The organism is Marinospirillum alkalitolerans (assembly GCF_045055655.1).
Lineage (GTDB): Bacteria > Pseudomonadota > Gammaproteobacteria > Pseudomonadales > Halomonadaceae > Marinospirillum > Marinospirillum alkalitolerans.
Genome location: NZ_JBANFI010000001.1, coordinates 526,222 through 550,697, shown reverse-complemented (window position 1 = coordinate 550,697; position 24,476 = coordinate 526,222). Strand labels below are relative to the sequence as shown.

Below are 24,476 nucleotides of genomic sequence, written 5' to 3'. Positions count from 1 at the left end.
ATTCAGCCCGATAAGGCTAGCAGGCTCGATCCTTGTTCGCCGAAAGTTGAACATCAAAGCCCGCATCTTATGCCAAGGTGTTTCGTGAAGGCAACCTCAAGCGAGGATAAGAAGCGCGACCTACCAGCAGGGGATTCAGCGTGGAGCACACACCACTCAAGGTGCTGACTGGCCCAGACGCTGGTAGAGTTCCCCCATTTCATCCATCAGCTGGGTGACCCGACTGACCAGCTGCTGGCGACTCAGATCAAGAGAGTTGAGCTGCTCTGTTTGGCTCGCCAGCTGCGGCTGTAGCTCGGTGCGCCACTGATCAACCAAGCCTTGCACCTGAGCTTGGAGTTCGTTGATCTGCTCTTGCGCGGCACGGTTGCGCACCTGCTCATTCAAGGCAGTTAGCATCAAGCTGGCCTCCATCATCTGCTGTTCGACCTGCTGCACCTGCTGCTGCAAACGACGCTGCACTTCTTGCGCCTCACTCTGCTGAGCACTCAGGCGCTCTCCAAGCGCTTGCTGCTCTCTTTGCAACTGGCTGACACGGTTCGGCAGAGGCTGGATGGCACTTTCAAGGCGCGTAATCTGCTCAGGCAGGGGGCTGACCTGCTCTTGTAATTCGCTAATCGCCGGGCGCATACGGTTATTGGCCAAACGCCAGAGCTTATGAATCTCTTCATCGGCCCAGTCCAAGCGGCCACGAAACGTCTGGCCGGTTTGTGAGAGACCTTCATCGGTTTCTAAAAGACGCACTTCAAGCTCTTCAAGGCGGTCAGACAAGGCCGCCTCTAGATCGCCTATTTGGGCCTGTAACTGCTGATTCAGTGTCATCAGCTGCCATCCACCCAGACCGCCTAACATCAGCACCACCAATAAGCCAGCAGCGAACCAACCTAAACCTTGTTTGCCGGAAGCAGCAGCATGGCCATCACCACCATGATTGCCACCCCCTCCACTGGGCTCCTTGCCACCCGAGGCAGCAAGCGATTCAGGAGCCTCCGCCTTAGCTGTTGCACGCTGTTGCTGCATAGAAGCGGACTGTGAATCTGGCGCAGCAGCCGATGCAGGGGCAGCAGTCTGACTCTGCTGTGCAGCACTGGCCGACGCGGCTGGGGCAGCCTGCTGTGCCAAGCGCTCTTGTCTGAGTGCTGCCGCACGCCGCAGCACCGCCTCAGGGTGTGCCTGTGCATCCTGAGACTGATTGGCCAATTTCGCGCGCGCGACACTCGCTCCAACCGCTGGCTGGGTTGTGGCTGACGCAGCATCAGCCGCCTTTTGGGCTTCAGACGTTGCTGCTGGTTGATAGCGAGCGCTGGTCAGCGGCGCCTTCGCCTCTGTGGGAGAGGGATGAGGCTGAGCAGGATCAAGACGCGGCTCAAGATTCAGTTGGGGTTCTTTACGATTAGGCATAAAAAGTCAGTTTTATCGAGTCAACAAAAAGAAGATCGCCAGTTACTTCACTGGCAAGGATACAGATCAGACCTTTTTTAACCAACAGGTTCCACCGACATGGAATACCTGAGCATTGAAGTCGGAATTGTCAGCCCTAGCAGAGAGTGCTATGCTAGTGGCCATTCAATACACTGGCTCTGTTTTGCATCCCTGCCTCGCTTCTTGGCGCTGTGTTCATCACCGAAGCCAACGCGTCATTTAAACAGAGAGCGACTCAGCGGATCAATGATAAAAAACCCAGCCTGAATAGATGACTTGTTTTTTAAAGCATGATCCCCACTCTAAAAGTGGATCAATAAAAAAAGCAGCTGAATCGGCCTACTGAGGCTGTTAGACCCTAAGATGAAGGAGAAGCATCATGGCTTTTGAATTGCCCGCACTGCCTTATGAAAAGAATGCACTTGAGCCCCACATCTCGGCTGAAACGCTGGATTTCCACCACGGCAAGCACCACAACACCTACGTGACCAAGCTGAACGGTCTGGTCCCTGGTACAGAATACGAAGGCAAATCACTGGAAGAAGTGATCCTGGCCTCCAAATCTGGTCCTGTGTTCAACAATGCGGCTCAAATCTGGAACCACACCTTCTACTGGCACTGCCTCAGCCCCAACGGTGGCGGCGCACCCACTGGCGCGATTGCTGATGCGATCAATGCCAAATGGGGTTCTTTTGAAGCCTTCCAAAAAGAATTTGATGACAAGGCCGTGAACAACTTTGGTTCTTCTTGGACCTGGCTGGTGAAGAATGCGGCTGGCGAATTAGAAATCGTTAACACCTCTAATGCTGGCACGCCCATGACAGAAGGTCAGACTGCACTGCTGACAGTCGATCTGTGGGAACACGCCTACTATATCGATTTCCGTAACCTGCGTCCTAAGTACCTTGAGGCTTTCTGGGCACTGGTCAACTGGGAATTTGTTAACCAGAACTTTGCTGGCTAAAACACCTCCAGCCAACTGGTTTGCATCACCACCCCAAAGCTGCTTTGGGGTGGTTTTTTTATGTCTTTTTTTCCTGCTTTTTTCTGCTGGTGTTTTTTTGCTTTTTTTAACGTGAAAGCTTGCATTCGCAGCAAAAAAAACGACAATGCGCAGCACCAGTGTCATGTCGACACCTCACCATCCTGCTCAGGAGGTTTTTACTATGTCCACTCCCCTCAAGTCGGTACTGTTTGCCGCATCCACGGCCACACTACTTACGGTTGGCAGCGTCCATGCCAGCCAGGTGCGCATGTATAACTGGTCAGATTATATTGCTGAAAACACCCTGAGCCAGTTCCGTGAACAAACCGGTATTCGTGTCATCTATGATGTGTTTGATACCAATGAAGTGCTTGAAGCGGCACTGCTTTCTGGCCGCTCAGGCTATGATCTGGTTGTCCCATCGAACCACTATGTCACCAAGCAGATTAGCGCTGGAGCCTTTGCGCGCCTGAACCATGACCTGCTCCCTAACCGCCAGCATCTGGATGAAAACCTGCTCAGCCTGCTGGAAGATGTGGGTGCCTCTGCGGAATATACCCTGCCCTACCTCTGGGGAACCAATGGTTATGGCTATAACTATGATCGTGTCACGGCGATTCTCGGTGAAGATGCACCAACTGACTCTTGGGCGCTGATGTTTGATCCAGAAATCGCTTCTCGCTTGGCGGCTGGTGGCTGTGGTATCACCATGCTGGATTCAGGCGATGAGATGCTGCCTGCTGCTCTGGCTTATCTGGGTAAAGACCCTCTTAGCCAAAATACAGCCGATATTGAATTGGCTGCGCGAACGCTGATGGCAGTGCGTCCTTACATCACCTATTTCCATTCATCACGCTACATCACTGATTTGGCCAATGGCGATATCTGTGTGGCCGCTGGCTATTCTGGTGATGTCTTCCAAGCCGCTGAGCGCGCGCGTGAAGTGAATAACGGCCACGACATACGCTACACCATCCCGAAAGAAGGGGCTGCCCTCTGGTTTGATATGCTGGCCATTCCTGCCGATGCGCCCAATCAGGAGAATGCCCATCGTCTGATTAACTTCCTGCTTGAGCCTGAAGTAATTGCCGACATCAGCAACTACGTGCTCTATGCCAACCCGAATCGCAGCGCCAACACCTTGGTGGATACTGAGTTATTCAACGATCCAGCCGTTTATCCCAGCGAAGAAGTCATGGCTAAACTTTACCTGCCGCGCGAGCGTCCCTTGGCGGTACAGCGCGTCATTACTCGCCAGTGGAACCGTGTGAAGTCAGGGCGTTAGCGCGCACTGACCTGAATTGAAACAAGAAGCACCCCAAAGCCAACCTCGCTTTCGAGCGCAGGTTGGTTTTTGCTTCTTACGCGTCACTGAGATGACGAAGATCCTTGAGGAGTTGAAGATCCATCATGTCCAATAGCCCTTCCAGCGCATACAAGGTCTCTGGTGCTTATAAAAAAGTCATCAGCGGACAACAGCAACAAAAACCTGTTTTGCTTGAGTTACAAGGCATCAGTAAAAGCTTTGACGACACGCTGGCTGTCGATGACGTCAACCTGACCATCCGCCAGGGTGAGATTTTCGCTCTGCTTGGTGGCTCAGGATCAGGCAAATCGACACTGCTGCGCATTCTGGCCGGCTTTGAACAGCCTAGCCAAGGCAAGATACTGCTCGATGGCGTGGATATCACCCAGCTCCCGCCCTATGAGCGCCCGATCAACATGATGTTCCAGTCCTATGCGCTCTTTCCACATATGACCGTAGCGGACAATATCGCTTTTGGCCTCAAGCGCGACGGCCTGCACAAAGAAGAGATCAACCAGCGTGTGGATGAAATGCTGCGTCTGGTCAAAATGGAAAAGTATGCCAAGCGCAAACCGCACCAACTCTCTGGTGGTCAACGTCAGCGCGTGGCTCTGGCGCGCTCTTTGGCCAAAAGACCCCGCCTGCTGCTGCTGGATGAACCTATGGGCGCACTGGATAAAAAACTGCGTACGGAGATGCAGCTTGAGGTGGTCGATATCCTTGAAAAGGTCGGCGTCACCTGTGTGCTGGTGACCCACGATCAGGAAGAAGCCATGACGATGGCCGAGCGCATTGCCATTATGTCGGATGGCTGGATAGTACAGGTCGGTAGCCCTGTTGATATCTATGAAACGCCCAATAGCCGGATGATCGCCGAGTTTATCGGCTCGATTAACCTGCTCGAAGCCGAAATGACCGTGGATGAAGCGGACCACTGCCAACTGGTCTCGCCTTGGCTGGAGCAGCCTGTGTATCTGGATCACGGTATCACCTCGCAGGCAGAAGCCACCGGCGGCTGGGTCGCCTTGCGCCCCGAGCAAACGCTGGTCACGCGTGAGCAACCAGACCAGCCCTACAACTGGTCGCGCGGTACTGTCCATGATATCGCCTATCTGGGCGGCCATTCGGTCTATTACATCCGTTTGCCTTCCGGCAAGCTGGTGCAGGCCAGCATGATTAACAGCGAGCGCCTAGCGGATCGTCCAACTTGGGATGACGAGGTGTATATCTACTGGGAAGCCAGCAGCCCGCTGGTGTTATGGCACTAGTGGCTGCCTGGCCTCAACCTGGGGTAATTTTATGAATAAATACCGACTCCTACGCTGGCTCCCTCGTGGCCGCACCTGGGTTTTCCTGCTGCCTTTTACTTGGCTGTTGCTGTTTTTCTTGCTGCCATTTAGTCTGGTCTTGAAAATCAGCTTTTCCTCAGCGGCGATTGCGATTCCGCCTTATCAGCCTTTGGTTGAGTATGCCAATGACAGCCTGACCTTTGTCGTGAATTTGGCGAACTATCTGTTTCTCTTTTCTGACAGCCTGTATGTCAGCGCCTATTGGGGCTCGATCAAAATGGCCGCCGGGGCCATGTTCCTCTGCCTACTGATTGGCTACCCTATGGCCTATGCCATGTCCAAGGCTAAACCTTCGACTCAGCTGGTGTTACTGCTGCTGGTGCTGATGCCCTCTTGGACTTCCTTCTTGATTCGCGTCTATGCCTGGATGGGAATACTTGGGCATCAAGGTGTGCTGAACCATCTCCTGCTGAGCCTGAATCTGATTGATGAGCCACTGCGTATCATGAACACCAATATCGCGGTGATGATCGGTCTGGTCTATGCCTATCTGCCCTTTATGGTGCTACCCCTCTATGCCAACTTGATCCGTCTCGATCGCACGCTGCTCGAAGCCGCCGCCGATCTTGGATCGCGTCAACTCTCGACCTTTTGGCGCATTACGCTGCCCCTGTCTAAAAACGGCATTATCGCTGGCTGTATGCTGGTCTTTATCCCTGCGGTCGGTGAGTTTGTGGTGCCAGAGCTACTTGGCGGCCCAGACACACTGATGATCGGAAAAATCCTGTGGCAAGAGTTCTTTAGCAACCGCGACTGGCCGGTGGCCTCAGCACTGGCGATGATCATGCTGTTACTGCTGCTGGTGCCGATTATTTTGTTCCACCGTTTTCAGGCTAAGGAGCTAGAGAAAAATGTTTAAGCCACGCTTCTCCTTCTCGACGCTGATGTTGTGGCTCGGCTTGGCTTTTCTGTATCTGCCGATGCTGATCCTGATTATCTACTCTTTTAATGCTTCTCGGCTGGTGACGATTTGGGGTGGTTTTTCAACCCACTGGTATGGTGAACTGCTGCGTGATGAACAGCTGCTGCATGCTCTGGGGATGAGCCTGAAGATCGCCTTTTATTCTGCCAGTATGGCCGTGGCTATCGGCACACTGGCCTCGCTGGTGATGACACGTTTTCGTCGGATACGCGGTAAAACTGCGCTTTCTAGTATGATCACCGCCCCCTTAGTCATGCCTGAGGTGATCACGGGCCTGTCGTTACTGCTGCTGTTTACTCATCTGGCACAGATGATCGGCTGGCCGCAGGATCGGGGGGCGATGACCATCTGGATTGCGCATACCACCTTCTGTAGCGCTTATGTGGCAGTGATCGTGTCTGCTCGACTGCGCGAGCTGGATCAGTCGATTGAAGAAGCCGCGCTGGATCTGGGCGCGACACCCTTTCAAAGCTTCTGGCTGATTACGCTGCCGATGATTGCTCCCGCTTTAGCGGCTGGCTGGCTCTTGGCCTTTACCTTGTCTTTAGATGATCTGGTCATCGCCAGCTTTGTCACTGGGCCAGGGGCCACCACGCTGCCGATGGTCATCTACTCCTCAGTGCGGATGGGCGTCTCACCCAAGATCAATGCCTTAGCAACTTTGATCCTTCTGGCGGTTTCATTGGCGACCTTTATTGGCTGGTATCTGATGCGACGTGCAGAAGAAAAAAGACGCCAGAGCATGGTGGGTAAGTAAAGACCCATTTGTAAGGCATCACTGAATAAGAAAAACATCATGTAATATTGCGTTTCATTTTGATGACATAACTCAGCAAAGTTGAACACTGAGTTGCCAAATCCTGCCGTATCACTACAATGGCGAGATTATCAAAATAAGAGAGATGCGCAGGTGATGCCTTTAACCAGACCAAGGCCCTACTTGATCTCCAAAGTTGGGCTTTTTAGCATCGCTGCTTTTATTGCCTTGGCAATGATCAGCTATACGCTGTACGAAATACTCAAGACTCGCCACCACCTTGCCCATAGCTATGAGCAAGGTGCTGTTTTTCTTGTGCAAAATGCCACCAGCCTGCTCGATTTTTACTATCAACGCTACCAAGCTGGCGACCTGTCACTCGAAGCCGCGCAACAAAACTCGCTCGAGCTGATTAGCCACCTCAGCTATGACGATAATAATTATTTTTTCATCGGTAATCATGAAGGCATCTCTCTGGCCAATGGGCATCAGGATATCGTTGGCACCAATATTCTGCATCTACAAGCACCTGATGGGCGTTACATTATCCAAGAGATTTATGCCGCCGCTGTCAACGGCGGTGGCTTTGTAGAATACCTGTGGCCCAATCCAGATACCGGCGACTATGAGCACAAAACCAGCTATGTCGTCCAATTTGCGCCTTGGGATTGGACCCTCGGCACAGGAATCAATACCACTCAGCTCAAGCAAACACTCGAAGAAGCCCGCTATCACTCCATCGTTGGCAGCATTACTATTTTCCTGCTCTTTACCTTGCTGCTGACCGCCTTTTATTTATTCAGCCGTCATCTCTACACCATTCGCTCGCGCCTGCATGAAGCGCGCGACGATAACCCGCTGACCTTCTTACCCGGCAATCACCGCATTCAAGCTGAACTGGCCAAAAGACGCGAGGCTCAGCAAGGCTTTACCTATATCTATATCGATCTGGACCAGTTTAAGGCCTTCAATGATGTCTATGGTTATGCGCTTGGAGACCAGATTTTGATTGGGTTAGCCAAAATATTGAAGAAACACTTTCGTTTACAAGGGGATTTTGTTGGTCATATTGGCGGGGATGATTTTGTGCTGATCACTGATCAAGATGATTGGCTGGATCGTCTCCATGCACTGGCGGCTGATTTCAACCAGCTCAGCTCAGCACTCTACTCAGAAGAAGACCGCCAGCGTGGCGGGATCTGCGCCCTCGATCGTTTTGGCGTCGAGCGCTTTTTCAGCCTAGTCAGCCTTTCGGTCAGCGCACTGGAGATTCTGCCAGCAACCCGTCCTGAACTCGAACAGCTGGCCGCACAAATGACCAGCCTCAAAATGCAAGCCAAAAACTCGGCTGGCTCCTGCCTGCTCTACCAGCAAGCCAACGGAACACTGGTTCACCTTCAATTGGATGAGCAGCCTCAGACCAGCCTCGCATTCCACTAAGGCCAGCACAGGGCGTTCATCTAGGCGCTCAAGGCAAGCCGACAAGCGCCCGCCAAGTGGCTGTCAGCAGTAAACCGGCGGCAATCGCCACTAAAGGCCGCCGCCAGAGCAGCATCACCGCAGCGGTTAACAGCAAAGCCAAGCGTGCTGCGGTATCCCCTTCTATCGCCATCGGCAGAATCAAGGCGATCAGCACCGATCCAGACATCCCCTGAATAAAGCCTTCCACTCGCGGATGCAGGGGCACCCAATGCATGATCCAGAGACCACCAAAGCGGGTCACCAGGGTGACGCCGGCCATCAGGCCTATTGCCAGCAAACTTTGTGTGAAAGAAGGTAAAGAAGTCATTTAAGCCGCCTTAGTTTTTAAATCATCGGGCAGCCACAGCGCCCCGACCAGACCACCGGCCAGTGCTCCCAATACCACATGGGTATGATCGGGCAAAAAATGCCATGCCAAGCCAGCCGCCAAGGCCGCGACTCCCCAAATCACCAGCTGGCGCTTTTGCACAGGCGCACCCAAGGCCATACTGAGCAAAAAACAGCTTAAGACCATATCCAGGCCCAGTGCTTCAGGATGCGGGATGCCACTGGTGACCAGCAGGCCTGTTAAACAACCCAGCATCCACGCCAGCCAGATGGCTAACCCTCCACCAAGCACGATGCCCAAATTGCGCTGACCATGTTGATAGTCTTGCATCGCCATCGCCCAATTGGCATCGCTGAGCAGCGCCAATACCCCATGACGCTGTCCCCAAGGCAGAGGCTGCATCCAGCGATAAAGCGAAGCGCCCATCAGCAGATGGCGCGAGTTAATCGCAAAGGTGGTGATCGCCAGTGCCACAAAGGGAATTTCTGCCTGCCATAGCTCCAGCGCGGCAAACTGAGACGCGCCCGCAAACACCAGCGCGCTCATCAGCAGGGCTTCAACATCGCTTAATCCACGCTGCGCCGCGGCCAAACCAAAGGCCAGACCAAAGGCCGCGACAAAAAAGCCCAAAGGCAACAGGCGTTGAAAACCAGATCGCACCCCTGCCGCATCCAGTAGCCTAGTGGTCATCCAAATCTCCATTCGGGACAGGGTGGTCACTCTGCCACTCATCCAGTGCCAGACGCGCCTTACGCCGCCCAAGTTCAATCAGCTCAGGGGCCTTATGAAACTCGTAGCCAGCACAGGTGGTGCGCGGGATCTCGATCAAGACATCAGGTGGATAACCGGCCACCTTATACTGGGTGAGTGCCGCTTGGGTAATCTCAAACGACTGCAGCATCACATCTAGCTTGCCCCAGCGGGTGGGATCGACAGGATCGGCTGCACTCGTGGCTTTAGCTTCATCCTCCCAGAAATTCAGGCGATCAAGCAGCTGCCCCGCACGCTCTTTGACACGATAGATCCACTCAGCCGCACGGCCACTGTCTTTTTGACTCCCTGGGCGCTGCCAATCGGGTAAAAGCTGGGCCAGCGTTGCCTGTGAGTTTTGCGCTGTGACATTCACCGCCAGAATAAAATCGGCATGATAGGCCACCACAGGCGTAATCGGTAAGGGGTTCAATAAACCACCATCGACCAGCGTCCGCCCACGATGATGCAGGGGCGTGATCACCCCAGGTACGGCGATAGAAGCCCGAATGGCCTCCAACAGATCGCCCTCTTGAAACCAGACTTCTTTTTGATTGACCAGATCTGTCGCCACCGAGGTGTAAGGAATAGGGAGATCTTCAATACGCTTACCTTCAAGCAGCTCGCTAATCATGGCCATCACCCGCTCGCCTTTGATGGCCCCCATTGGGCTCCAAGTCACATCCACCAAGCGCAATAAATCCAGATAATCCAGTCCACTGACCCAATCGCGATAGTCTTTCAAGCGACCGGCGGCATAGAGCCCGCCGACCAGTGCGCCCATCGAACAGCCTGAGATGCCAACGATCTCAAAGCCACGGGCTTCCAGTTCTTCGATCACACCGATATGCGCATAGCCTCTGGCTCCACCTGAGCCTAAAACCAGTGCGACGCGTCTTTGTTCTGTGACTGCCATTCACGACCTCCTAGACAGCTGGTTGATCTTGCCCCTGCTTGAGTGCCTTTAAAATAACGGCGGCGCAGGCTGAGGCACTGGCCTGCTCTAAATGTAAATGATGTCCGCCTTCTAACCAGACCAGATGCATCTGGGGGATGCAAGCCACGCGTGCCGCCAACCGATCGCCTTGCGCAAAAACACCCTGACGACCAGCCAAGAGCGTGACAGGTTGCGTCAGCTGAGCCAGATAGGCTTGGTTCTGCGCTTCGGTTAAGCGCACTGGCGATGGCAGCAATAAGCGCGGATCACTCGACCAGCACCAGCCTTGCTCTTCTGCACGCAGGCCACGTTGACATAACTGCCAAGCAGCCTTCTCGGTCAGCGGAAACATGCCTTTTTGGCGTGCCGAGATCGCGGCATCCAGATCGCGATAATGCAGACCAGTCCGTGAGCGGGCACGTCGCTTTCTTTGGGCTTGCAGCGCCTGACTGAGCTGCTGAACACTATCCTCTGGCTCAGTGCTGAGTAAGCCTAGGCCATCAATCAAGATCAGTTGGCTGATTTTCTCAGGTGCGGCGGCAGCCAACATCCCCGCTAAACCGGCCCCCATCGAATGGGCAATGATGGGCAGAGGCAATGCATCTAATTGATCGAGCAGCGCATCCAGATCCAGCACATCTTGCTGATGCCAATAGCAGGCTTGATCACGCCAATCCGATAGGCCATGCCCAGCCCAATCAATAGCGATCACCTGATAGCCCGCCTCGGCCAGACGCGGCGCCAGTTCGGCAAAGCTCAGCGCATTATCCAGCCAGCCATGCAAGGCCAGCAGCGGAGGATGCACAGGGTCCCCCCACACCAGCCCCTGTAGCTTTAACCCATTCACCGACCAAGCACAGGCGCGCGCGCCATCAGGGCAGGGCTGCAGCGACGATGTCGCACGACGGAGAGACTTATCCACTGCTGAGCCCAAAATAATGCAGCACAAAAACCCCCAAGCTGAGCGTCACTGTACTAAAAAGTGTCGTTAAAGCCACGATATTGGCCGCCAAAGCTGCATTGCTGCCCATACTGCGCGCCATCACATAGCTGGCCGCCGCTGTAGGGCAGCCAAAAATCAAAAACAGCACGCCCAGCGTCTGGCCTTCATAACCCAGCAGCCATGCCCCCAAAACCATCGGTATCGGCAGCAGCACCAACTTGTAGGCGGTTGAACTGAGTGCGGTACGGCTGGTGGTTTGTAAAGCACGCAGATTCAGCGCCGCCCCCACACACAAGAGCGCCAGCGGTAAGGTCAGCGCGGCCAGATAATCCGCAGTTTCTGCAAGCACTGAGGGCAAGGACCACTCCAGCAAGGAAAAAGGCAAAGCCAGACTAACGGCAATAATCAGTGGATTACGCAGAATATCCAAGCCCATTTGCCCCCAGGCAATCCCCTGCTCTGAGCGCCACAGGCTGAGTGCGACCACGGAGAGAAAGTTATACATCACGATCAACAGCGCCAAAAAGACCGAGGCCAAGGCTAATCCGGCCTCACCATACTGGTTAAAGGCCAAGGCCAAGCCAAGAATACCGAGGTTGCCCCGAAAGGCCCCCTGCACAAAGGGGCCGCGATCGGCATAGTCCACCAGCGTTCTTTGCGCGCGCCACACCAACCAAAAAAAGGCCAGCAGCGTGACGACAGCCGCATAGACCATCAAGTCCAGCACAAAGACTTCCGCCAGGTGCGTCCGACTCAGGTTCAAAAACACCAGAGTCGGCAGGCTCACTGTAAACACCAGACGCGAGGCCACACGGTTAAACTCATCGGTTAAGAAACCGATACGCCCCAAGGCAATACCAATAAAGACCAGCAAAAAGACCGGCGCTGTCACCTGCAAGGTGAAGAGCAGTGTCTCCACAAACCGAGGATCTACCATCATAGCCTTAGGCGAAACGCCTCTCCATCCAAGCCCATCCACTTCGCCCCAAAAGGCTTATAAGGTCACGAGGGCATAAATCACGCCCAGCAACACCACCAGAAAAAACAAAACATTGCGCATTTTCTTCCCCTTGTTTACTGACGCAGCAAACGCACCGCCGGAGGCAGCGCACCTGGCTCAGATGTGCGCCAAGGATTGATATCCAGCCCACCACGACGCAGATAGCGTGCATAAACACTGAGCATCTCAGGCTGACACTGGCGTTGCAGATCAATAAAAATCTGCTCGACACACTGCTCATGAAAATCACCCTGCTCACGGTAGGAGATCAGGTAAGCCAATAACCCTGCAGGATCGATCTGTGGTCCGCGATAATGAATCATCACGCTGGCCCAATCTGGTTGCCCCGTCACTGGGCAGTTGGACTTCAGCAAATGGCTATAGAGCCGCTCTTCTACTGACGTGGCAGGATCCGAACTCAGCAGCTGTGGGGCAGGTGTATAGTGCTTCACCTCAATATCCAGCGCATCCAGGCAGACCCCCTGAAAAGGCTGGGGTAACAAGCCCGCCTCCACTGGCATCAGCGTGGCCTCAACTGGCGCCCCCGAAGCCGCACTTAAATCGCGTGTCAGACAGGCATGCACCTCTGATTCGTCTTTAAAGTGGCTGAGATTGAAGGAGTTCAAGTAGAGTTTGAAGGATTTAGATTCAATAATATGCGTTGAATCTGCCGCAAAGCGAAACTCTGCCAAACGCACCAGTGGCTTACCGCGCGCATTGAGCCACGATATTTCATAGGCATTCCAGATATCCCATCCGCTGAATGGCAAGTCACCCTGTAGACCCAAGGCCAAGCGTCCACGATCTCGCGCCAAAGGAAAGAGCAACTGTGGATTATACTGGTTGACATAGTGTGTCGCCTGACCCAGCGGCGAGTCGGCGGCATCGGGATGTGCCATAGAACACTCCTAGTGGATACAAGAACCCCTCTTGCTGAACACAAGAGAAGCGAGAACTCAGTCGCCTCAACGACTGCCCAAACCTTCTTTTATATGCGATAATCCTTACATAACATCTAGCCGCCTTGGTGCGCGACCGAGATGTTTTCAGCGCTTAACCTTGAAAAAGCAACAGACTATTCAACACCAAAAGCCTGACTCTCGCGAGAGTCGCAAGGAGTATTTTTGTGAGCCAAAGTAAAACCGTCCGTATTGATGCCCAGCTCCAAGCTGGTTTTGCCATTCACGCCAATATCAATGGTCATGCATTGGTCATCGACCAACCTCAAGCCGCGCAAGGCACCAACCAAGGACCGACACCTTTGGAGATGTTTCTCTTCTCGATTGGCGGTTGCATTGGCACGATCGCCCGGATCGCTGCCTTTCAGCAGAAAATTGATCTGCGCGGTATGCAGATTCAAGTGGAAGGGGATTATAACCCAGCTGGATTACTAGGACGACCCAGCGATGATCGCGTGGGCTTTCAGCAGATTCGTATTCAAGCGACGATTGATGCCGATCTGAGCGATGCCGAAAAGGCCGAGTTTTTGGATCAGGTCTGCCACCGCTGCCCTTTGCATGACAATATCAGCCTTGAGACCCAGGTCGTTCATCAGCTGGCTTAAACGCCAACGCCAGCAGTCTTGGCTGCTGGCGTTGATTCGGATAGTTCTCAAGAGATGCTGATCTCAACAGCTGATGATCTCCATAGAACTGGCTGAGAGTGCGTGAATCCTAGCCCTTCAGCTTAAAGCAGAACAAACTTGACGATGAACAAGGCCGCCAAAAAGTACACACTCCAGCTCACCTGCTTACCCTGGCCAGACAGCAGCTTGATCACAGCATAGCTGACAAAGGCAAGAGCAATACCATGCGCAATCGAGAAGGTCAGCGGCATGGCCAAGGCAGCAATCAAAACCGGAGCCGCCTCGCTCACATCTTCCCAATCGACCTTCGCCAGGCTACCAGCCATCAAAACAGCGACATAGAGCAGCGCACCGGCCGTGGCATAGCTTGGGATCGAAGCCGCCAAAGGCGCAAAGAACAGACTCACTAAAAACAAGCCTGCAACCACAACGGCTGTCAGACCTGTACGCCCTCCAGCCGCCACACCTGAGGCACTTTCAACATAGCTGGTGGTAGAAGAGGTACCCAGCGCGGCACCAATGACCGTCGCACTGGAATCGGCCAGCAAGGCCTTTTCTATCCGTGGCAACTTGCCATCTTGATCCAGCAGCTTGCCGCGCTCAGCCACACCAATCAAGGTGCCAGAAGTATCAAATAAATCGACAAACAAGAAGGCGAAGATAACGCTGATCATACCGACTTCCAGCGCACCACGAATATCCATCGCCATAAAGGTCGGGGCAATAGAAGGCGGCATCGACACCACGCCAGCAAACTCGTTATGTCCAAACAAGATCGCCAAGAGTGTGACACCCAGAATACCCAGCATCACCGAACCGGTAATGCGCAGATGGGCCAGTGCGGCAATCACAAAAAAGCCAAGAAAACCGTAAATGGCAGCCGGTGAAGAGAGATCACCCAAGGTCACCATGGTGTTTGGGTCTTTAACAACGATACCGGCATTCTTCAGTGCAATAATCGCCAGGAAGAAACCGATACCCGCAGCAATACCCAGCTTCAAAGAGGCAGGAATGGCATTAATTAACCATTCGCGCATCTTTAAAATACTGATCAGCACAAAGACAATACCTGAAAGGAAGACCCCACCCAAAGCGACTTCCCAGCTATAGCCCATGCCAAGCACGACACCATAGGTGAAGAAGGCATTCAGCCCCATACCCGGTGCCATCGCAATCGGATAGTTGGCATAAAGACCCATGATCAAGCAGCCTATCGCCGCCGCCAAACAGGTGGCGACAAAAATCGCGCCATAATCCATCCCTGTATCCGCCAGCATCGCTGGATTGACAAAGATGATGTACGCCATAGTCAAAAAGGTGGTGATACCAGCAATCACCTCAGTTTTGACACTGGAGTTGTGTGCTTTAATTTTGAATAGACGCTCAAGCATGATGGCACCTTCTGAAAAAGAAGACGGCATTGTAAACATCTGCCCCGTCAGGGCAAGTGCTGAAGACAAAAAACAGCGCTTTTCTTGCCTCTTTAGGCTTAAAAAAACACGCTGAGCCCTCCAGAAGAGCCCTGAGCAGCGCTACATATTCCCATTCAGCTGGTGTATGCTTAGAGGTTACTTTCTTTTCTTCTTATTACACCTCTTTTTGCACAAGGCAGCCTTGATTCTATGGACAACTCACAGACGTCAATCCCTGACTATCAACCTAGTCAACTCGAAGCCCAGGCACAGCAATTCTGGGAACACAATCAGTGCTTTAAAGCCCTTGAAGATCACCAGAAAGAAAAATTCTACTGCCTATCGATGTTCCCCTACCCCAGTGGCAAGCTGCACATGGGCCATGTGCGCAACTACACCATCGGCGATGTCATCAGCCGCTATCAGCGTTTACAAGGCAAGAACGTACTCCAGCCAATGGGCTGGGATGCCTTTGGCCTGCCCGCTGAAAATGCTGCAATGCAAAACCAAGTCGCCCCAGCGGCCTGGACCCAAGACAATATCGCCTACATGCGCCAACAGCTGAAAGCACTGGGCTTTGGCTATGACTGGGATCGTGAGTTTGCCACCTGCGACGCCAGCTACTACCGCTGGGAGCAGTGGTTTTTTGGCAAGCTGATTGAAAAAGGTCTGGTTTATAAAAGAAACGCGATGGTGAACTGGGACCCAGTCGATCAAACCGTCCTCGCTAATGAGCAGGTGATTGACGGCCGGGGTTGGCGCTCAGGTGCGCTGGTCGAGCGCAAAGAAATTCCCCAGTGGTTCTTGAAGATCACCGATTATGCTGAAGAACTGCTTGCTGATCTGGATGGTGTGGAATGGCCTGAGCAGGTCAAAACCATGCAGCGCAACTGGATTGGCAAATCACGCGGCGTTGAAATGACCTTTGGTTTGCGTCAGCCTGCCCTTGATGTGCAGCCTCAAGGTTTAGAGATCTACACCACCCGTCCAGACACCCTGTTTGGCGTGACCTATGTCGCCGTGGCCGCAGGACACCCACTGGCCAAGGCTGCGGCTGAGCAGAACCCTGCTTTGGCAACCTTCCTTGAAGAATGCAGCAAAGGGGGCACCTCAGAGGCCGAGCTGGCCGTGATGGAAAAGAAAGGCATGCCCACAGGTTTTCATGCCATTCACCCGCTGACCGGACAAGATGTCCCTATCTGGGTCGCCAACTTTGTGTTGATGGAGTACGGCACAGGCGCCGTGATGGCCGTACCTGCCCATGATCAGCGCGATTGGGAGTTCGCTCACCAATATGGCATCGCCATTGAGCAGGTCATCGAACCCATCGAAGCAGAGCAGACATGTGATCTCAGCCAAGCCGCCTTTGTTGAAAAAGGCCGCCTGATCAACTCTTCTCAGTTTGATGGCTTGGAGTTTGAAGCCGCCTTTAATGCCATCGCCGGTGAGCTTGAGCGCCAAGGCAAGGGTAAAGTCAAAATCAACTACCGCCTGCGTGATTGGGGTGTTTCCCGTCAACGCTACTGGGGTGCGCCGATTCCTGTTGAGAATGGGCCAGAGGGTGCGACTCGCCCAGTCCAAGATGCCGATCTACCGGTTGCTCTGCCACTCGAGGTCGAGTTTGATGCCTCGGGCGGCTCACCGATCAAGAAAATGCCCGCCTTTTATGAGCTGGGCGATGGCTGGCAGCGTGAGACTGACACCTTCGATACCTTTATGGAATCAAGCTGGTACTACGCGCGCTTCTGCTGCGCTGATAACCATGAGGCCATGCTCGATGAGCGTGCCAACTACTGGCTGCCAGTTGACTATTACATCGGCGGTATCGAGCACGCGATTTTACACCTGCTTTATGCGCGCTTCTTCCACAAGCTGATGCGTGATTTCGGACTGGTGGAATCGGATGAGCCCTTTAAGCGCCTGCTCACACAAGGCATGGTGATTGCAGAAACCTATTATCGCGAACTGCCCAATGGCGGCAAGCAGTGGTTTAATCCTGCGGATGTCGAAGTCGAAAAAGACGACAAGGGACGGGCACTGAGCGCCACACTGATCAGCGATGGCCAACCGGTTGTCATCGGTGGCACGGAGAAGATGTCGAAATCGAAAAACAACGGCGTCGATCCCCAATCTATGATTCAGCTCTATGGTGCTGATACCGTGCGCCTGTTCATGATGTTTGCCGCACCACCCGAGCAGTCTCTCGAATGGTCAGACAGTGGCGTAGAAGGCGCCAATCGCTTTTTGAAGCGCTTCTGGCGCTTACTGCATCAGCATTTACAAGCTGGTCAGCCAGGTGAGCTGGATCTCAGCGCGCTGAACGAAGAACAGCAAGACCTGCGCCGCAAAACCCATGAGACCATTAAAAAGGTCAATGACGATATGGGCCGTCGCATCACCTTCAACACCGCAATTGCAGCGATGATGGAACTCACCAACAGCCTGAGCCGCTTTGATGCGCTCGACCCTTTGAGTCTGGCTGTCGCGCGTGAGGCCTGGGAAGCGCTGGTGGTGATGCTCTCCCCTATTGCGCCTCACATCACCCACCAACTCTGGCAAGATCTGGGTCGTGGTGATCAACTCCTCAGCGCCAGCTGGCCCTTGGTCGATGAGCAGGCGTTAGTGCGCGCTTCCATCACCCTGGCGGTTTCGGTCAACGGCAAGGTCAGAGCGCAGCTTGAAGTCAGCACTGCAGCCAGCAAAGAAGAAATCGAAGCCCAGGCTCTGGCTGATGAGCGGGTACAAAAGCACCTCGAAGGGAAAACCCTGCGCAAGGTGATCGTTGTCCCCGGCAAGCTAGTGAACCTGGTCGCGCAGTAATGCGAGCTTGGCTTCGTGCCCCCAGCCTTGTGCTGGGGATCTGCCTGCTACTGACTGGGTGCGGATTTCAGCTGCGCGGCTATATCCAGCTGCCAGCGCATCTGCAACCCATTCAGGTGCAGGCACAAGGCAGCAGCCAAAGCCTGGCTCAGCCTCTGCGTCAGCGTCTGAGCGCTTCAGGAATCTCACTCGCTGAAGGCGATCAACCCGCACGCCTACGGCTAGAACTGGAAGCGCTTGAACAGCGCGAAACCCAGCTGATCTTCGGCCAAGATGAAGAGTATGCGCTTGAACTGACCCTGGTGGCTTCTGCCTATGATGCTGATCTTGAGCCGCTGTTTCGTGCTGAACGCTGGAGCGCGGAGCGCCAGTATCGCTATAACGCCACACGCGATAGCGTCTTAGCACGCCAAAGCCTCAAAGCCGAACTGCTGCGCAGCATGGAAGACGATCTGATTGATCTCTTGATGATGCGCCTACGCTCATTGGAGCTCAACCGTGAAGATCAGTAGCGATAAACTGGCGGCACAGCTAAAGAAAAAACTGCCGCCCTTTATCTGGATCAGTGGCGATGAGCCCTTACAGCAGCTCGAAATTAGCGATGTCATTCGTCACAAGGCGCGTCAGCAAGGCTGCGAAGAAAGAGTCATCTTTGATGTTGGCCCGCAATTCAAATGGGGCCAGCTACTGCAAGCGACCCAGAACCAGTCTTTATTTGGTGACGCACAATTGATCGAAGTACGCCTTGGCAGCCAGAAGACAGGAAAAGAAGGCAGCCAGGTCCTTCAAGACTTGGCGCGTCAGGATCGAGGGCAGGATATTTTTCTGATCACCAGTGCCAAATTAGACGCGACACAAAGCAAAAGCGCCTGGTACAAAGCACTGGATGCCCAAGGCTGGTTTATTCCTGTCTGGCCAGTGCCGCCAGCCCAACTGCCGCGCTGGATCGAACAACGCCTAGCCCAGCATGGCCTGAGTGCTGAACCCGATGCGCTGCGTTTGCTTGCTGAAAAAGTAGAAGGCAATCTGTTGGCGGCTGCACAAGAAATCCAAAAGCTGCTGCTGTTCGTCTCACCCGGTGAGCCTGTGACCACCCATCAACTGATGGAGCTGATTCAGGATGCCAGCCGCTTTAGCCTTTTTGATCTTGCGGATGCCTGTCTAGAGGGCCAGCTGGATCGTGCGCTGCGTATTCTTGATCACCTGCAAGCCGAGGGCACAGAGGCCCCTTTGTTGATCTGGGCCTTGAGCCGTGAAATTCGTCAAGTGGCGCGTCTTTTGGCCCAGCCGCATCACTTTGAACAACAGTGTCAGCAATGGCGTATCTGGCCACAACGCCAACCCTTGTATAAGAAAGCGATCCAGCGCCTCAGCCTGGCAGAGAGTCATCAGCTGCTGCTGCTGGCTTATCAGGTTGATCGCGCGGCCAAGGGCTCGGGTGAGCCCTTCACTGAACTGCTGCTCCAGCTCGTGAGCAGCTTTGCCACTCGTCCAGCTCCAGAGGAGAATCCATCATGCGTGTGATGCAACTCACTGAATACGGCCCCAATGCGCGTTTTAGCGCCAGCGATTGGCCAGATCCCCAGCCTGGTCCTGGACAAGTGCGCCTGCGGGTCGTCAGCTCTAGCCTCAACCCGTTAGAGCTTAAAATTCGTTTTGGGCAGGTCGCGGCAGGCCCTGAGCTTCCCGCCCTGCTGAATGCCGATGTTGCTGGCTACGTTGATCAGCTTGGCGAAGGTGTGACCGCGTTTCAGCCCGGTGATGCCGTGATCGGCTGCGCTGGTGGCTTAAAAGGCACTCAGGGTGCGCTGGCTGATTTCATGCTGGCCGATGCTCGCCTGCTCAGCCTCGCACCACGCCAACTGCCTCTGACTGAAGCCGGCACCCTGCCGCTGGCAACCCTGACAGCCTGGAGCGGCTTGATCGAGCGTGCCGCACTGCAGTCAGGCGAAAGAGTCCTGGTTCATGGTGCCACAGGCGGTGTGGGACACTTCGCAGTCCAGATCGCCAAGGCTTGCGGTGCCGAAGTCCATGCGCGGGTCTCCACCCCGGCCAAAGCCGAGATTGCCCGTCAACTGGGCGCAGATCAAGTCAGCCTCTATACAGAAGAATCGATTGAAGAAGCTGTCACCCGCCTAACACAAGGTCAGGGCTATGATCTGGTCTTTGATAGTGTTGGTGGGGAATGTCTCGCACAGAGCATGACGGCAGCAGCGGTTGGGGCGCGTGTGGTGTCGATCAATACACGCAGCACGCAAGATCTGAGCTTGATGCACAGCAAAGGGCTGAGCCTGCATGTTGTTTTTCGTGCTCTGCCTTTGCTCACCGGCCAAGGGCGAGATCAAGAAGCCGCGCAGCTCGCACAGATCGTCCAGCTGGTTGATGCAGGCTTGATTCGCCCCTGGATAGCCGAAAAACGTTTTGGCTTTCATCAAATCAATGAAGCCCATGATTATCTGGCCAGCGGCCAGGCCATTGGCAAGGTGCTTTTGACTCACGAAGGGATCTAAGGAACCCGCCAAAGGATCTGAGTTCACACCTCTGGCCCTCAGCGTCATCCTGTGAGGGCCAGAAGCCAGAGTCGTTACTCAATGGCAGCGGCTAAGGAGCCTCTGATCAGCGTCACGAGCACAGGTCAGGACAGCATTCGTTCCAGACGAATGGCTGCACTTCCTACATCTATGTAGGTCGCAAGGCGAAATGGATCGAAAAAGTGGAGTTTACACAGAGTCAATGAGCATTTTGAGGCCAATTTCAACGCAGCATGACCAAGCGCAGTAGTGAATCAGAGGCGTCCTAAGCGCTGGCGTCTATCAGTAAGCCGCCTTCAGCGATGCCTATCCAACTTGCGCCAACAACTGTGAGATGGGCAGCAGCGTTAAGTAGCCGTCCAGCTCGGGGACGCATAAGCCGGTTTCCAGCGCGAAGACATTGCCCAGCTGGAGCGGTTTTTTGACCAGAGTATGACCACAGGCGACCGCATTAATCCCCTGAACAGGATGCTGCCAACCTTCACGGACACGCTGACGCAGTGTCGTGCAGGCCCTGACCAGCTCAGCATCGGGTTCACCCTGCCACTGAGTTAGCACGGCCCACTGATCTTGCGGCACTTGGGCATGCACAATGCCGAAGGTCTGCCCTGCCACGGCCACCTCCAGTGCAAGCGGCATTTTGGCTTCGATCAGATCCACCCAAGGCCGCAGTGCTTCCCAGCTGTGCAGCCCCATCCAGCGACCGCCATGCTCAAACAGGCTGGCCAGAGCATGACGATCACCCTGCACAGCCTGCATAAACAACCGCTCATGATTGCCCTGTACCGCAAAGAACCAAGGTTCCTTCACTAGGGCCAAACACTCAAGTGAAGCTGGCCCTCGATTAATCAGATCGCCAACCGAAAACAGGCGATCACGCTGAGGATCAAAGGCGGCCTGCTCAAGCGCTTGCATCAAAGCGGCATAGTCACCATGCAGATCACCGATCACCCAATCACGTCCTTGGGTATTGTCAGGCAGGCGACGCAGCACTTGTGTCATTTCACCAACTCACGCATGGCTTGATCCAAGCCTTCCAAAGTCAAAGGATACATCCGCTCTTGCACCAACTGGCGCATCATGCCAATCGATTGAGTGTAAGGCCAATACTGCTCAGGTACAGGATTCAGCCACACAACGCGATCCCAGGTGGCCGTCACACGCTGCATCCAGGCCTGGCCTGCCTCATCATTAAAGTGCTCGACACTGCCACCGGGTACGGCTATTTCATAGGGCGACATAGAAGCATCGCCGACAAAAATCACCTTGTAGTCACGGCTGTACTTGTGGATCAAATCCAGTGTTGACGTGCGCTCTTGAAAACGCCGCTGGTTATTCTTCCACACCGATTCATAGAGGCAGTTATGAAAGTAATAGTGCTCAAGATGCTTAAACTCAGTGCGGCAGGCGGTAAACAAGGATTCAACCAGCTCGATATGATCATCCATCGAACCGCCTATATCGAACAGCAGCAGCACCTTCACCGCATTATGCTTTTCACGCACCATTTTTAAATCAAGATGCCCAGCATTACGCGCTGTGGCGCGGATAGTCTGCTCCAGATCCAGCTCTTCATGTGCGCCAGTGCGCGCAAACTGACGCAGGCGCTTTAAGGCCACCTGCATATTGCGATTACTCAGCGCCTCACTGTCATCCAGATTTTTAAACTCCCGCTGCTCCCACACCTTGACCGCGCGTCGGTTTTTGGACTGCCCGCCCACCCTGATGCCTTCAGGGTGATAGCCACCATGACCAAAGGGTGAGGTGCCGCCCGTGCCAATCCACTTATTGCCCCCCGCATGACGCTTCTGCTGTTCTTCGAGGCGCTTTTTAAACTCTTCCATCAGCTTATCCAAACTGCCAAGGCTTTTGAGTTTTTGGCGCTCTTCTTCAGTTAACTGCTTGGCAAAGGTCTGCTCTAACCAATCTTCGGGGATGATCTTATCCAGTCCAGCTTCAAGATCACCTATGCCCTCAAAATAATGACTAAAGGCCAGATCAAAGCGATCATAGTGCTTTTCATCTTTTACCAAACAAGTGCGTGCCAGAAGATAAAAAGCTTCTTGGCTGGCAAAGGCCAGATCAGCTTCAAGGGCGCGCAGTAGGTCTAATAGCTCACGCGGTGTGGCGGGCACACCAGCAGCGCGCACCTGTTGAAAAAACTCGATGAGCATAGTGATTCATCCAAAAGGTCTTTATCCGCGCTGACGGCGCATCATAAACGCCAGGCGCTCCAGCAAGCTGGCATCCTGTTCGTTTTTCACCAGTGCGCCACATAAGGGGGGGACAGCTGCAGCAGTGTCTTTGTTCAGCAACACATCACGCGCCAGTTCATCCGCCATCAACAGCTTGATCCAATCAATCAGCTCTGAGGTACTGGGCTTTTTCTTCAAGCCGGAGATATCACGTAGGTCGTAGAAGACTTCGAGTGCTTTTTGTACCAGCTGCTGCTGCAGATCAGGAAAGTGCACCTGCACGATTTTTTGCATGGTGTCTTGATCAGGAAAGCGGATGTAATGGAAGAAGCAACGCCGCAAGAAGGCATCTGGCAGCTCTTTTTCGTTATTCGAGGTAATGATCACCATCGGGCGCTGGCTGGCCTTAATGGTTTGCTGGGTTTCGTAAACATAAAACTCCATTTTATCCAACTCATGGAGCAGATCATTGGGGAATTCGATGTCGGCTTTATCAATTTCATCGATCAGTAACACCGCTGGGCGCTCACTAGTGAAGGCTTCCCAAAGCTTGCCAGGGACGATGTAATGACTGATATCGTGCACCTTTTCATTTCCCAGCTGTGAATCGCGCAGACGCGAGACAGCATCATATTCATACAGGCCCTGCTGCGCCTTGGTAGAAGATTTAATATGCCAGGTGATCAGCGGACGATCGAGCGCCATGGCGACCTGCTCCGCAAGCAGTGTTTTACCTGTCCCCGGCTCACCTTTGATCAGCAATGGGCGCTCCAGCGTCAGTGCGGCATTGACAGCCAGCTGGAGTTCTTCTGTCGCGACATAATCCTGAGTTCCGGTAAATTGCATGGTACGTCTCTCTTATTCAGGGTGCTGATTGAAAGTTCTTATTGAAGGCTCTAATTCAACCCAGAGGCCAAGATGGAGGATGCTGTGCATCACCAGCACCTAGCCAGCAGTGCTGAGCAAACGGGCACGGCAGTGGCCATCCTGAAAAACCACCAGTTCTCCAGGTTGCATAATATGCCACTCTTCATTGGTGGTCAGAGGCTCGGTCGCCAGTACACTCACGACATCTTGTGGTGTTGTGCAGGCGGCAAAATCAATTTCGAGCTCGGTATCTTTCAAGATGGCGGGGCCAAAAGGGGCACAGCGCGTAATATGCGCCAGCTTTGTTGAGCAGTAGGCATAGAGCTGTTCACCATCGGCCAGCAGTAAATTAAAAACACCGAGGGTGCGCAGCTGCTCAGCTAAACGATGAATCAGGGCCTGTAAGACTTCGGGCTGCTCAGGTGGATGCGGAAAGGCTTTGCGGATTTCACCCAGTAGCCAACAGAAAGCCCATTCGCTATCTGTCTGGCCGGTTGGCTGAAAGTAGCTCAGCGGCAAGGCTTCGCGAAAACCCGCCAACTGGCCATTATGGGCGTAGCACCAATGCCGCCCCCAAAGTTCGCGTGAAAAGGGATGGGTATTACCCAGATTCACCTGACCCACATTAGCCTGACGGATATGGCTGATCACAATGCGGCTTTTAATCGGATAATCCAATATCAGGCGCGCAACAGGCGAGGCAATCGAGGGGTGCGGGTCTTTGAACTCGCGATAACCTGCATCCTCGTAAAAGGCCACGCCCCAGCCATCGCGATGGGGGCCAGTTGCGCCCCCTCTTTGTAAGAAACCGGCCATGCTAAAGGTAATATCTGTCGGGACATTGGCACTCATGCCCAGCAGTTCACACATGCACTAGGATCCTCG

The 24,476-nt window shown here is 53.9% G+C and carries 23 protein-coding genes; 11 read left to right on the top strand and 12 right to left on the bottom strand.

The features are described from left to right. Window positions 1-156: 156 nt before the first annotated feature. Window positions 157-1,401, bottom strand: a complete 1,245-nt coding sequence (locus tag V6U78_RS02470; protein WP_405336845.1) for a hypothetical protein — start codon at window positions 1,399-1,401, stop codon at window positions 157-159. Between the two features lie 400 nt (window positions 1,402-1,801). Between V6U78_RS02470 and V6U78_RS02465 the strand changes: the two genes are divergently transcribed. The 6 genes from V6U78_RS02465 to V6U78_RS02440 all read left to right on the top strand — a co-directional run bounded on the left by V6U78_RS02465 (window position 1,802) and on the right by V6U78_RS02440 (window position 8,181). Continuing rightward, on the top strand, window positions 1,802-2,386 hold the full coding sequence (locus V6U78_RS02465) for a superoxide dismutase (RefSeq protein WP_405336843.1): 585 nt from the start codon (window positions 1,802-1,804) through the stop codon (window positions 2,384-2,386). Window positions 2,387-2,588: 202 nt separating this feature from the next. Further along, entirely contained in the window at window positions 2,589-3,692 is a 1,104-nt protein-coding gene (locus V6U78_RS02460) for a polyamine ABC transporter substrate-binding protein (protein WP_405336841.1), read from the top strand. A gap of 125 nt (window positions 3,693-3,817) precedes the next feature. Then, a complete protein-coding gene (locus V6U78_RS02455) occupies window positions 3,818-4,981 on the top strand; it encodes an ABC transporter ATP-binding protein (RefSeq protein WP_405336839.1) in 1,164 nt (387 codons plus the stop codon). A gap of 31 nt (window positions 4,982-5,012) precedes the next feature. Then, entirely contained in the window at window positions 5,013-5,921 is a 909-nt protein-coding gene (locus V6U78_RS02450; protein WP_405336837.1) for an ABC transporter permease subunit, read from the top strand. Next, a complete protein-coding gene (locus tag V6U78_RS02445; protein ID WP_405336835.1) occupies window positions 5,914-6,741 on the top strand; it encodes an ABC transporter permease subunit in 828 nt (275 codons plus the stop codon). The genes V6U78_RS02450 and V6U78_RS02445 overlap by 8 nt, the downstream gene beginning before the upstream one ends. Window positions 6,742-6,924: 183 nt before the next feature. Further along, complete coding sequence (locus V6U78_RS02440; RefSeq protein WP_405336833.1) at window positions 6,925-8,181, top strand: cache domain-containing protein; 1,257 nt, start codon at window positions 6,925-6,927, stop codon at window positions 8,179-8,181. A 28-nt stretch (window positions 8,182-8,209) separates the two neighbouring features. Here the strand turns inward: V6U78_RS02440 and V6U78_RS02435 are convergent, their stop codons facing one another. The 6 genes from V6U78_RS02435 to queF all read right to left on the bottom strand — a co-directional run bounded on the left by V6U78_RS02435 (window position 8,210) and on the right by queF (window position 13,080). Next, window positions 8,210-8,530 carry an AzlD family protein gene (locus V6U78_RS02435; protein ID WP_405336831.1) on the bottom strand — a complete coding sequence of 107 codons (321 nt, stop codon included), beginning with the start codon at window positions 8,528-8,530 and terminating at the stop codon, window positions 8,210-8,212. After that, a complete protein-coding gene (locus tag V6U78_RS02430) occupies window positions 8,531-9,241 on the bottom strand; it encodes an AzlC family ABC transporter permease (protein WP_405336829.1) in 711 nt (236 codons plus the stop codon). It abuts the gene before it with no gap. Continuing rightward, window positions 9,231-10,217, bottom strand: a complete 987-nt coding sequence (locus V6U78_RS02425) for a patatin-like phospholipase family protein (protein ID WP_405336827.1) — start codon at window positions 10,215-10,217, stop codon at window positions 9,231-9,233. Before V6U78_RS02425 ends, V6U78_RS02430 begins: the two co-directional genes overlap by 11 nt. A gap of 10 nt (window positions 10,218-10,227) precedes the next feature. Beyond that, window positions 10,228-11,160, bottom strand: a complete 933-nt coding sequence (locus V6U78_RS02420) for an alpha/beta hydrolase (RefSeq protein WP_405336825.1) — start codon at window positions 11,158-11,160, stop codon at window positions 10,228-10,230. Next, the gene (locus V6U78_RS02415; protein WP_405336823.1) at window positions 11,153-12,121 is read right to left on the bottom strand and encodes an AEC family transporter; all 969 of its coding nucleotides are present in this window, start codon (window positions 12,119-12,121) and stop codon (window positions 11,153-11,155) included. Before V6U78_RS02415 ends, V6U78_RS02420 begins: the two co-directional genes overlap by 8 nt. Window positions 12,122-12,255: 134 nt before the next feature. Then, window positions 12,256-13,080: an NADPH-dependent 7-cyano-7-deazaguanine reductase QueF gene (queF, locus tag V6U78_RS02410; RefSeq protein WP_405336821.1), complete on the bottom strand. Its 825-nt coding sequence runs from the start codon at window positions 13,078-13,080 to the stop codon at window positions 12,256-12,258. Window positions 13,081-13,307: 227 nt separating this feature from the next. On the opposite strand from queF, the gene V6U78_RS02405 reads away from it, so the two are divergent. Continuing rightward, the gene (locus tag V6U78_RS02405) at window positions 13,308-13,745 is read left to right on the top strand and encodes an OsmC family protein (RefSeq protein ID WP_405336819.1); all 438 of its coding nucleotides are present in this window, start codon (window positions 13,308-13,310) and stop codon (window positions 13,743-13,745) included. Window positions 13,746-13,867: 122 nt separating this feature from the next. Here V6U78_RS02405 and V6U78_RS02400 read toward each other — a convergent pair whose 3' ends face one another. Further along, window positions 13,868-15,157, bottom strand: coding sequence for an NCS2 family permease (locus V6U78_RS02400; RefSeq protein ID WP_405336817.1), 1,290 nt, complete (start codon window positions 15,155-15,157; stop codon window positions 13,868-13,870). 231 nt (window positions 15,158-15,388) lie between these two features. On the opposite strand from V6U78_RS02400, the gene leuS reads away from it, so the two are divergent. Genes leuS through V6U78_RS02380 form a run of 4 tightly spaced genes read left to right on the top strand, consistent with a single transcriptional unit; the run spans window position 15,389 to window position 20,508 of the window. Further along, a complete protein-coding gene (gene leuS / locus V6U78_RS02395; protein WP_405336815.1) occupies window positions 15,389-17,998 on the top strand; it encodes a leucine--tRNA ligase in 2,610 nt (869 codons plus the stop codon). Beyond that, window positions 17,998-18,510, top strand: a complete 513-nt coding sequence (locus V6U78_RS02390) for an LPS-assembly lipoprotein LptE (protein ID WP_405336813.1) — start codon at window positions 17,998-18,000, stop codon at window positions 18,508-18,510. Before leuS ends, V6U78_RS02390 begins: the two co-directional genes overlap by 1 nt. Further along, window positions 18,497-19,522, top strand: a complete 1,026-nt coding sequence (holA, locus tag V6U78_RS02385) for a DNA polymerase III subunit delta (protein WP_405336811.1) — start codon at window positions 18,497-18,499, stop codon at window positions 19,520-19,522. Before V6U78_RS02390 ends, holA begins: the two co-directional genes overlap by 14 nt. Continuing rightward, on the top strand, window positions 19,513-20,508 hold the full coding sequence (locus V6U78_RS02380) for a zinc-dependent alcohol dehydrogenase family protein (protein ID WP_405336809.1): 996 nt from the start codon (window positions 19,513-19,515) through the stop codon (window positions 20,506-20,508). The genes holA and V6U78_RS02380 overlap by 10 nt, the downstream gene beginning before the upstream one ends. 327 nt (window positions 20,509-20,835) lie before the next feature. Here the strand turns inward: V6U78_RS02380 and V6U78_RS02375 are convergent, their stop codons facing one another. The 4 genes from V6U78_RS02375 to V6U78_RS02360 form a co-directional block, all read right to left on the bottom strand. Then, on the bottom strand, window positions 20,836-21,531 hold the full coding sequence (locus V6U78_RS02375) for a metallophosphoesterase (RefSeq protein WP_405336807.1): 696 nt from the start codon (window positions 21,529-21,531) through the stop codon (window positions 20,836-20,838). Beyond that, entirely contained in the window at window positions 21,528-22,703 is a 1,176-nt protein-coding gene (locus tag V6U78_RS02370) for a vWA domain-containing protein (protein WP_405336805.1), read from the bottom strand. Before V6U78_RS02370 ends, V6U78_RS02375 begins: the two co-directional genes overlap by 4 nt. Before the next feature lie 21 nt (window positions 22,704-22,724). After that, the gene (locus tag V6U78_RS02365; RefSeq protein ID WP_405336803.1) at window positions 22,725-23,570 is read right to left on the bottom strand and encodes an AAA family ATPase; all 846 of its coding nucleotides are present in this window, start codon (window positions 23,568-23,570) and stop codon (window positions 22,725-22,727) included. 99 nt (window positions 23,571-23,669) lie between these two features. Beyond that, entirely contained in the window at window positions 23,670-24,461 is a 792-nt protein-coding gene (locus tag V6U78_RS02360; protein WP_405336801.1) for a class II glutamine amidotransferase, read from the bottom strand. Window positions 24,462-24,476: the final 15 nt, after the last annotated feature.

Bases quoted from the DNA above. Each gene is read 5' to 3' on its own strand.
- V6U78_RS02470 (WP_405336845.1), bottom strand. From the start codon at position 1,401: ATGCCTAATCGTAAAGAACCCCAACTGAATCTTGAGCCGCGTCTTGAT.
- V6U78_RS02465 (WP_405336843.1), top strand. From the start codon at position 1,802: ATGGCTTTTGAATTGCCCGCACTGCCTTATGAAAAGAATGCACTTGAG.
- V6U78_RS02460 (WP_405336841.1), top strand. From the start codon at position 2,589: ATGTCCACTCCCCTCAAGTCGGTACTGTTTGCCGCATCCACGGCCACA.
- V6U78_RS02455 (WP_405336839.1), top strand. From the start codon at position 3,818: ATGTCCAATAGCCCTTCCAGCGCATACAAGGTCTCTGGTGCTTATAAA.
- V6U78_RS02450 (WP_405336837.1), top strand. From the start codon at position 5,013: ATGAATAAATACCGACTCCTACGCTGGCTCCCTCGTGGCCGCACCTGG.
- V6U78_RS02445 (WP_405336835.1), top strand. From the start codon at position 5,914: ATGTTTAAGCCACGCTTCTCCTTCTCGACGCTGATGTTGTGGCTCGGC.
- V6U78_RS02435 (WP_405336831.1), bottom strand. From the start codon at position 8,530: ATGACTTCTTTACCTTCTTTCACACAAAGTTTGCTGGCAATAGGCCTG.
- V6U78_RS02430 (WP_405336829.1), bottom strand. From the start codon at position 9,241: ATGACCACTAGGCTACTGGATGCGGCAGGGGTGCGATCTGGTTTTCAA.
- V6U78_RS02425 (WP_405336827.1), bottom strand. From the start codon at position 10,217: ATGGCAGTCACAGAACAAAGACGCGTCGCACTGGTTTTAGGCTCAGGT.
- V6U78_RS02415 (WP_405336823.1), bottom strand. From the start codon at position 12,121: ATGATGGTAGATCCTCGGTTTGTGGAGACACTGCTCTTCACCTTGCAG.
- queF (WP_405336821.1), bottom strand. From the start codon at position 13,080: ATGGCACATCCCGATGCCGCCGACTCGCCGCTGGGTCAGGCGACACAC.
- V6U78_RS02400 (WP_405336817.1), bottom strand. From the start codon at position 15,157: ATGCTTGAGCGTCTATTCAAAATTAAAGCACACAACTCCAGTGTCAAA.
- leuS (WP_405336815.1), top strand. From the start codon at position 15,389: ATGGACAACTCACAGACGTCAATCCCTGACTATCAACCTAGTCAACTC.
- V6U78_RS02390 (WP_405336813.1), top strand. From the start codon at position 17,998: ATGCGAGCTTGGCTTCGTGCCCCCAGCCTTGTGCTGGGGATCTGCCTG.
- V6U78_RS02380 (WP_405336809.1), top strand. From the start codon at position 19,513: ATGCGTGTGATGCAACTCACTGAATACGGCCCCAATGCGCGTTTTAGC.
- V6U78_RS02375 (WP_405336807.1), bottom strand. From the start codon at position 21,531: ATGACACAAGTGCTGCGTCGCCTGCCTGACAATACCCAAGGACGTGAT.
- V6U78_RS02370 (WP_405336805.1), bottom strand. From the start codon at position 22,703: ATGCTCATCGAGTTTTTTCAACAGGTGCGCGCTGCTGGTGTGCCCGCC.
- V6U78_RS02365 (WP_405336803.1), bottom strand. From the start codon at position 23,570: ATGCAATTTACCGGAACTCAGGATTATGTCGCGACAGAAGAACTCCAG.
- V6U78_RS02360 (WP_405336801.1), bottom strand. From the start codon at position 24,461: ATGTGTGAACTGCTGGGCATGAGTGCCAATGTCCCGACAGATATTACC.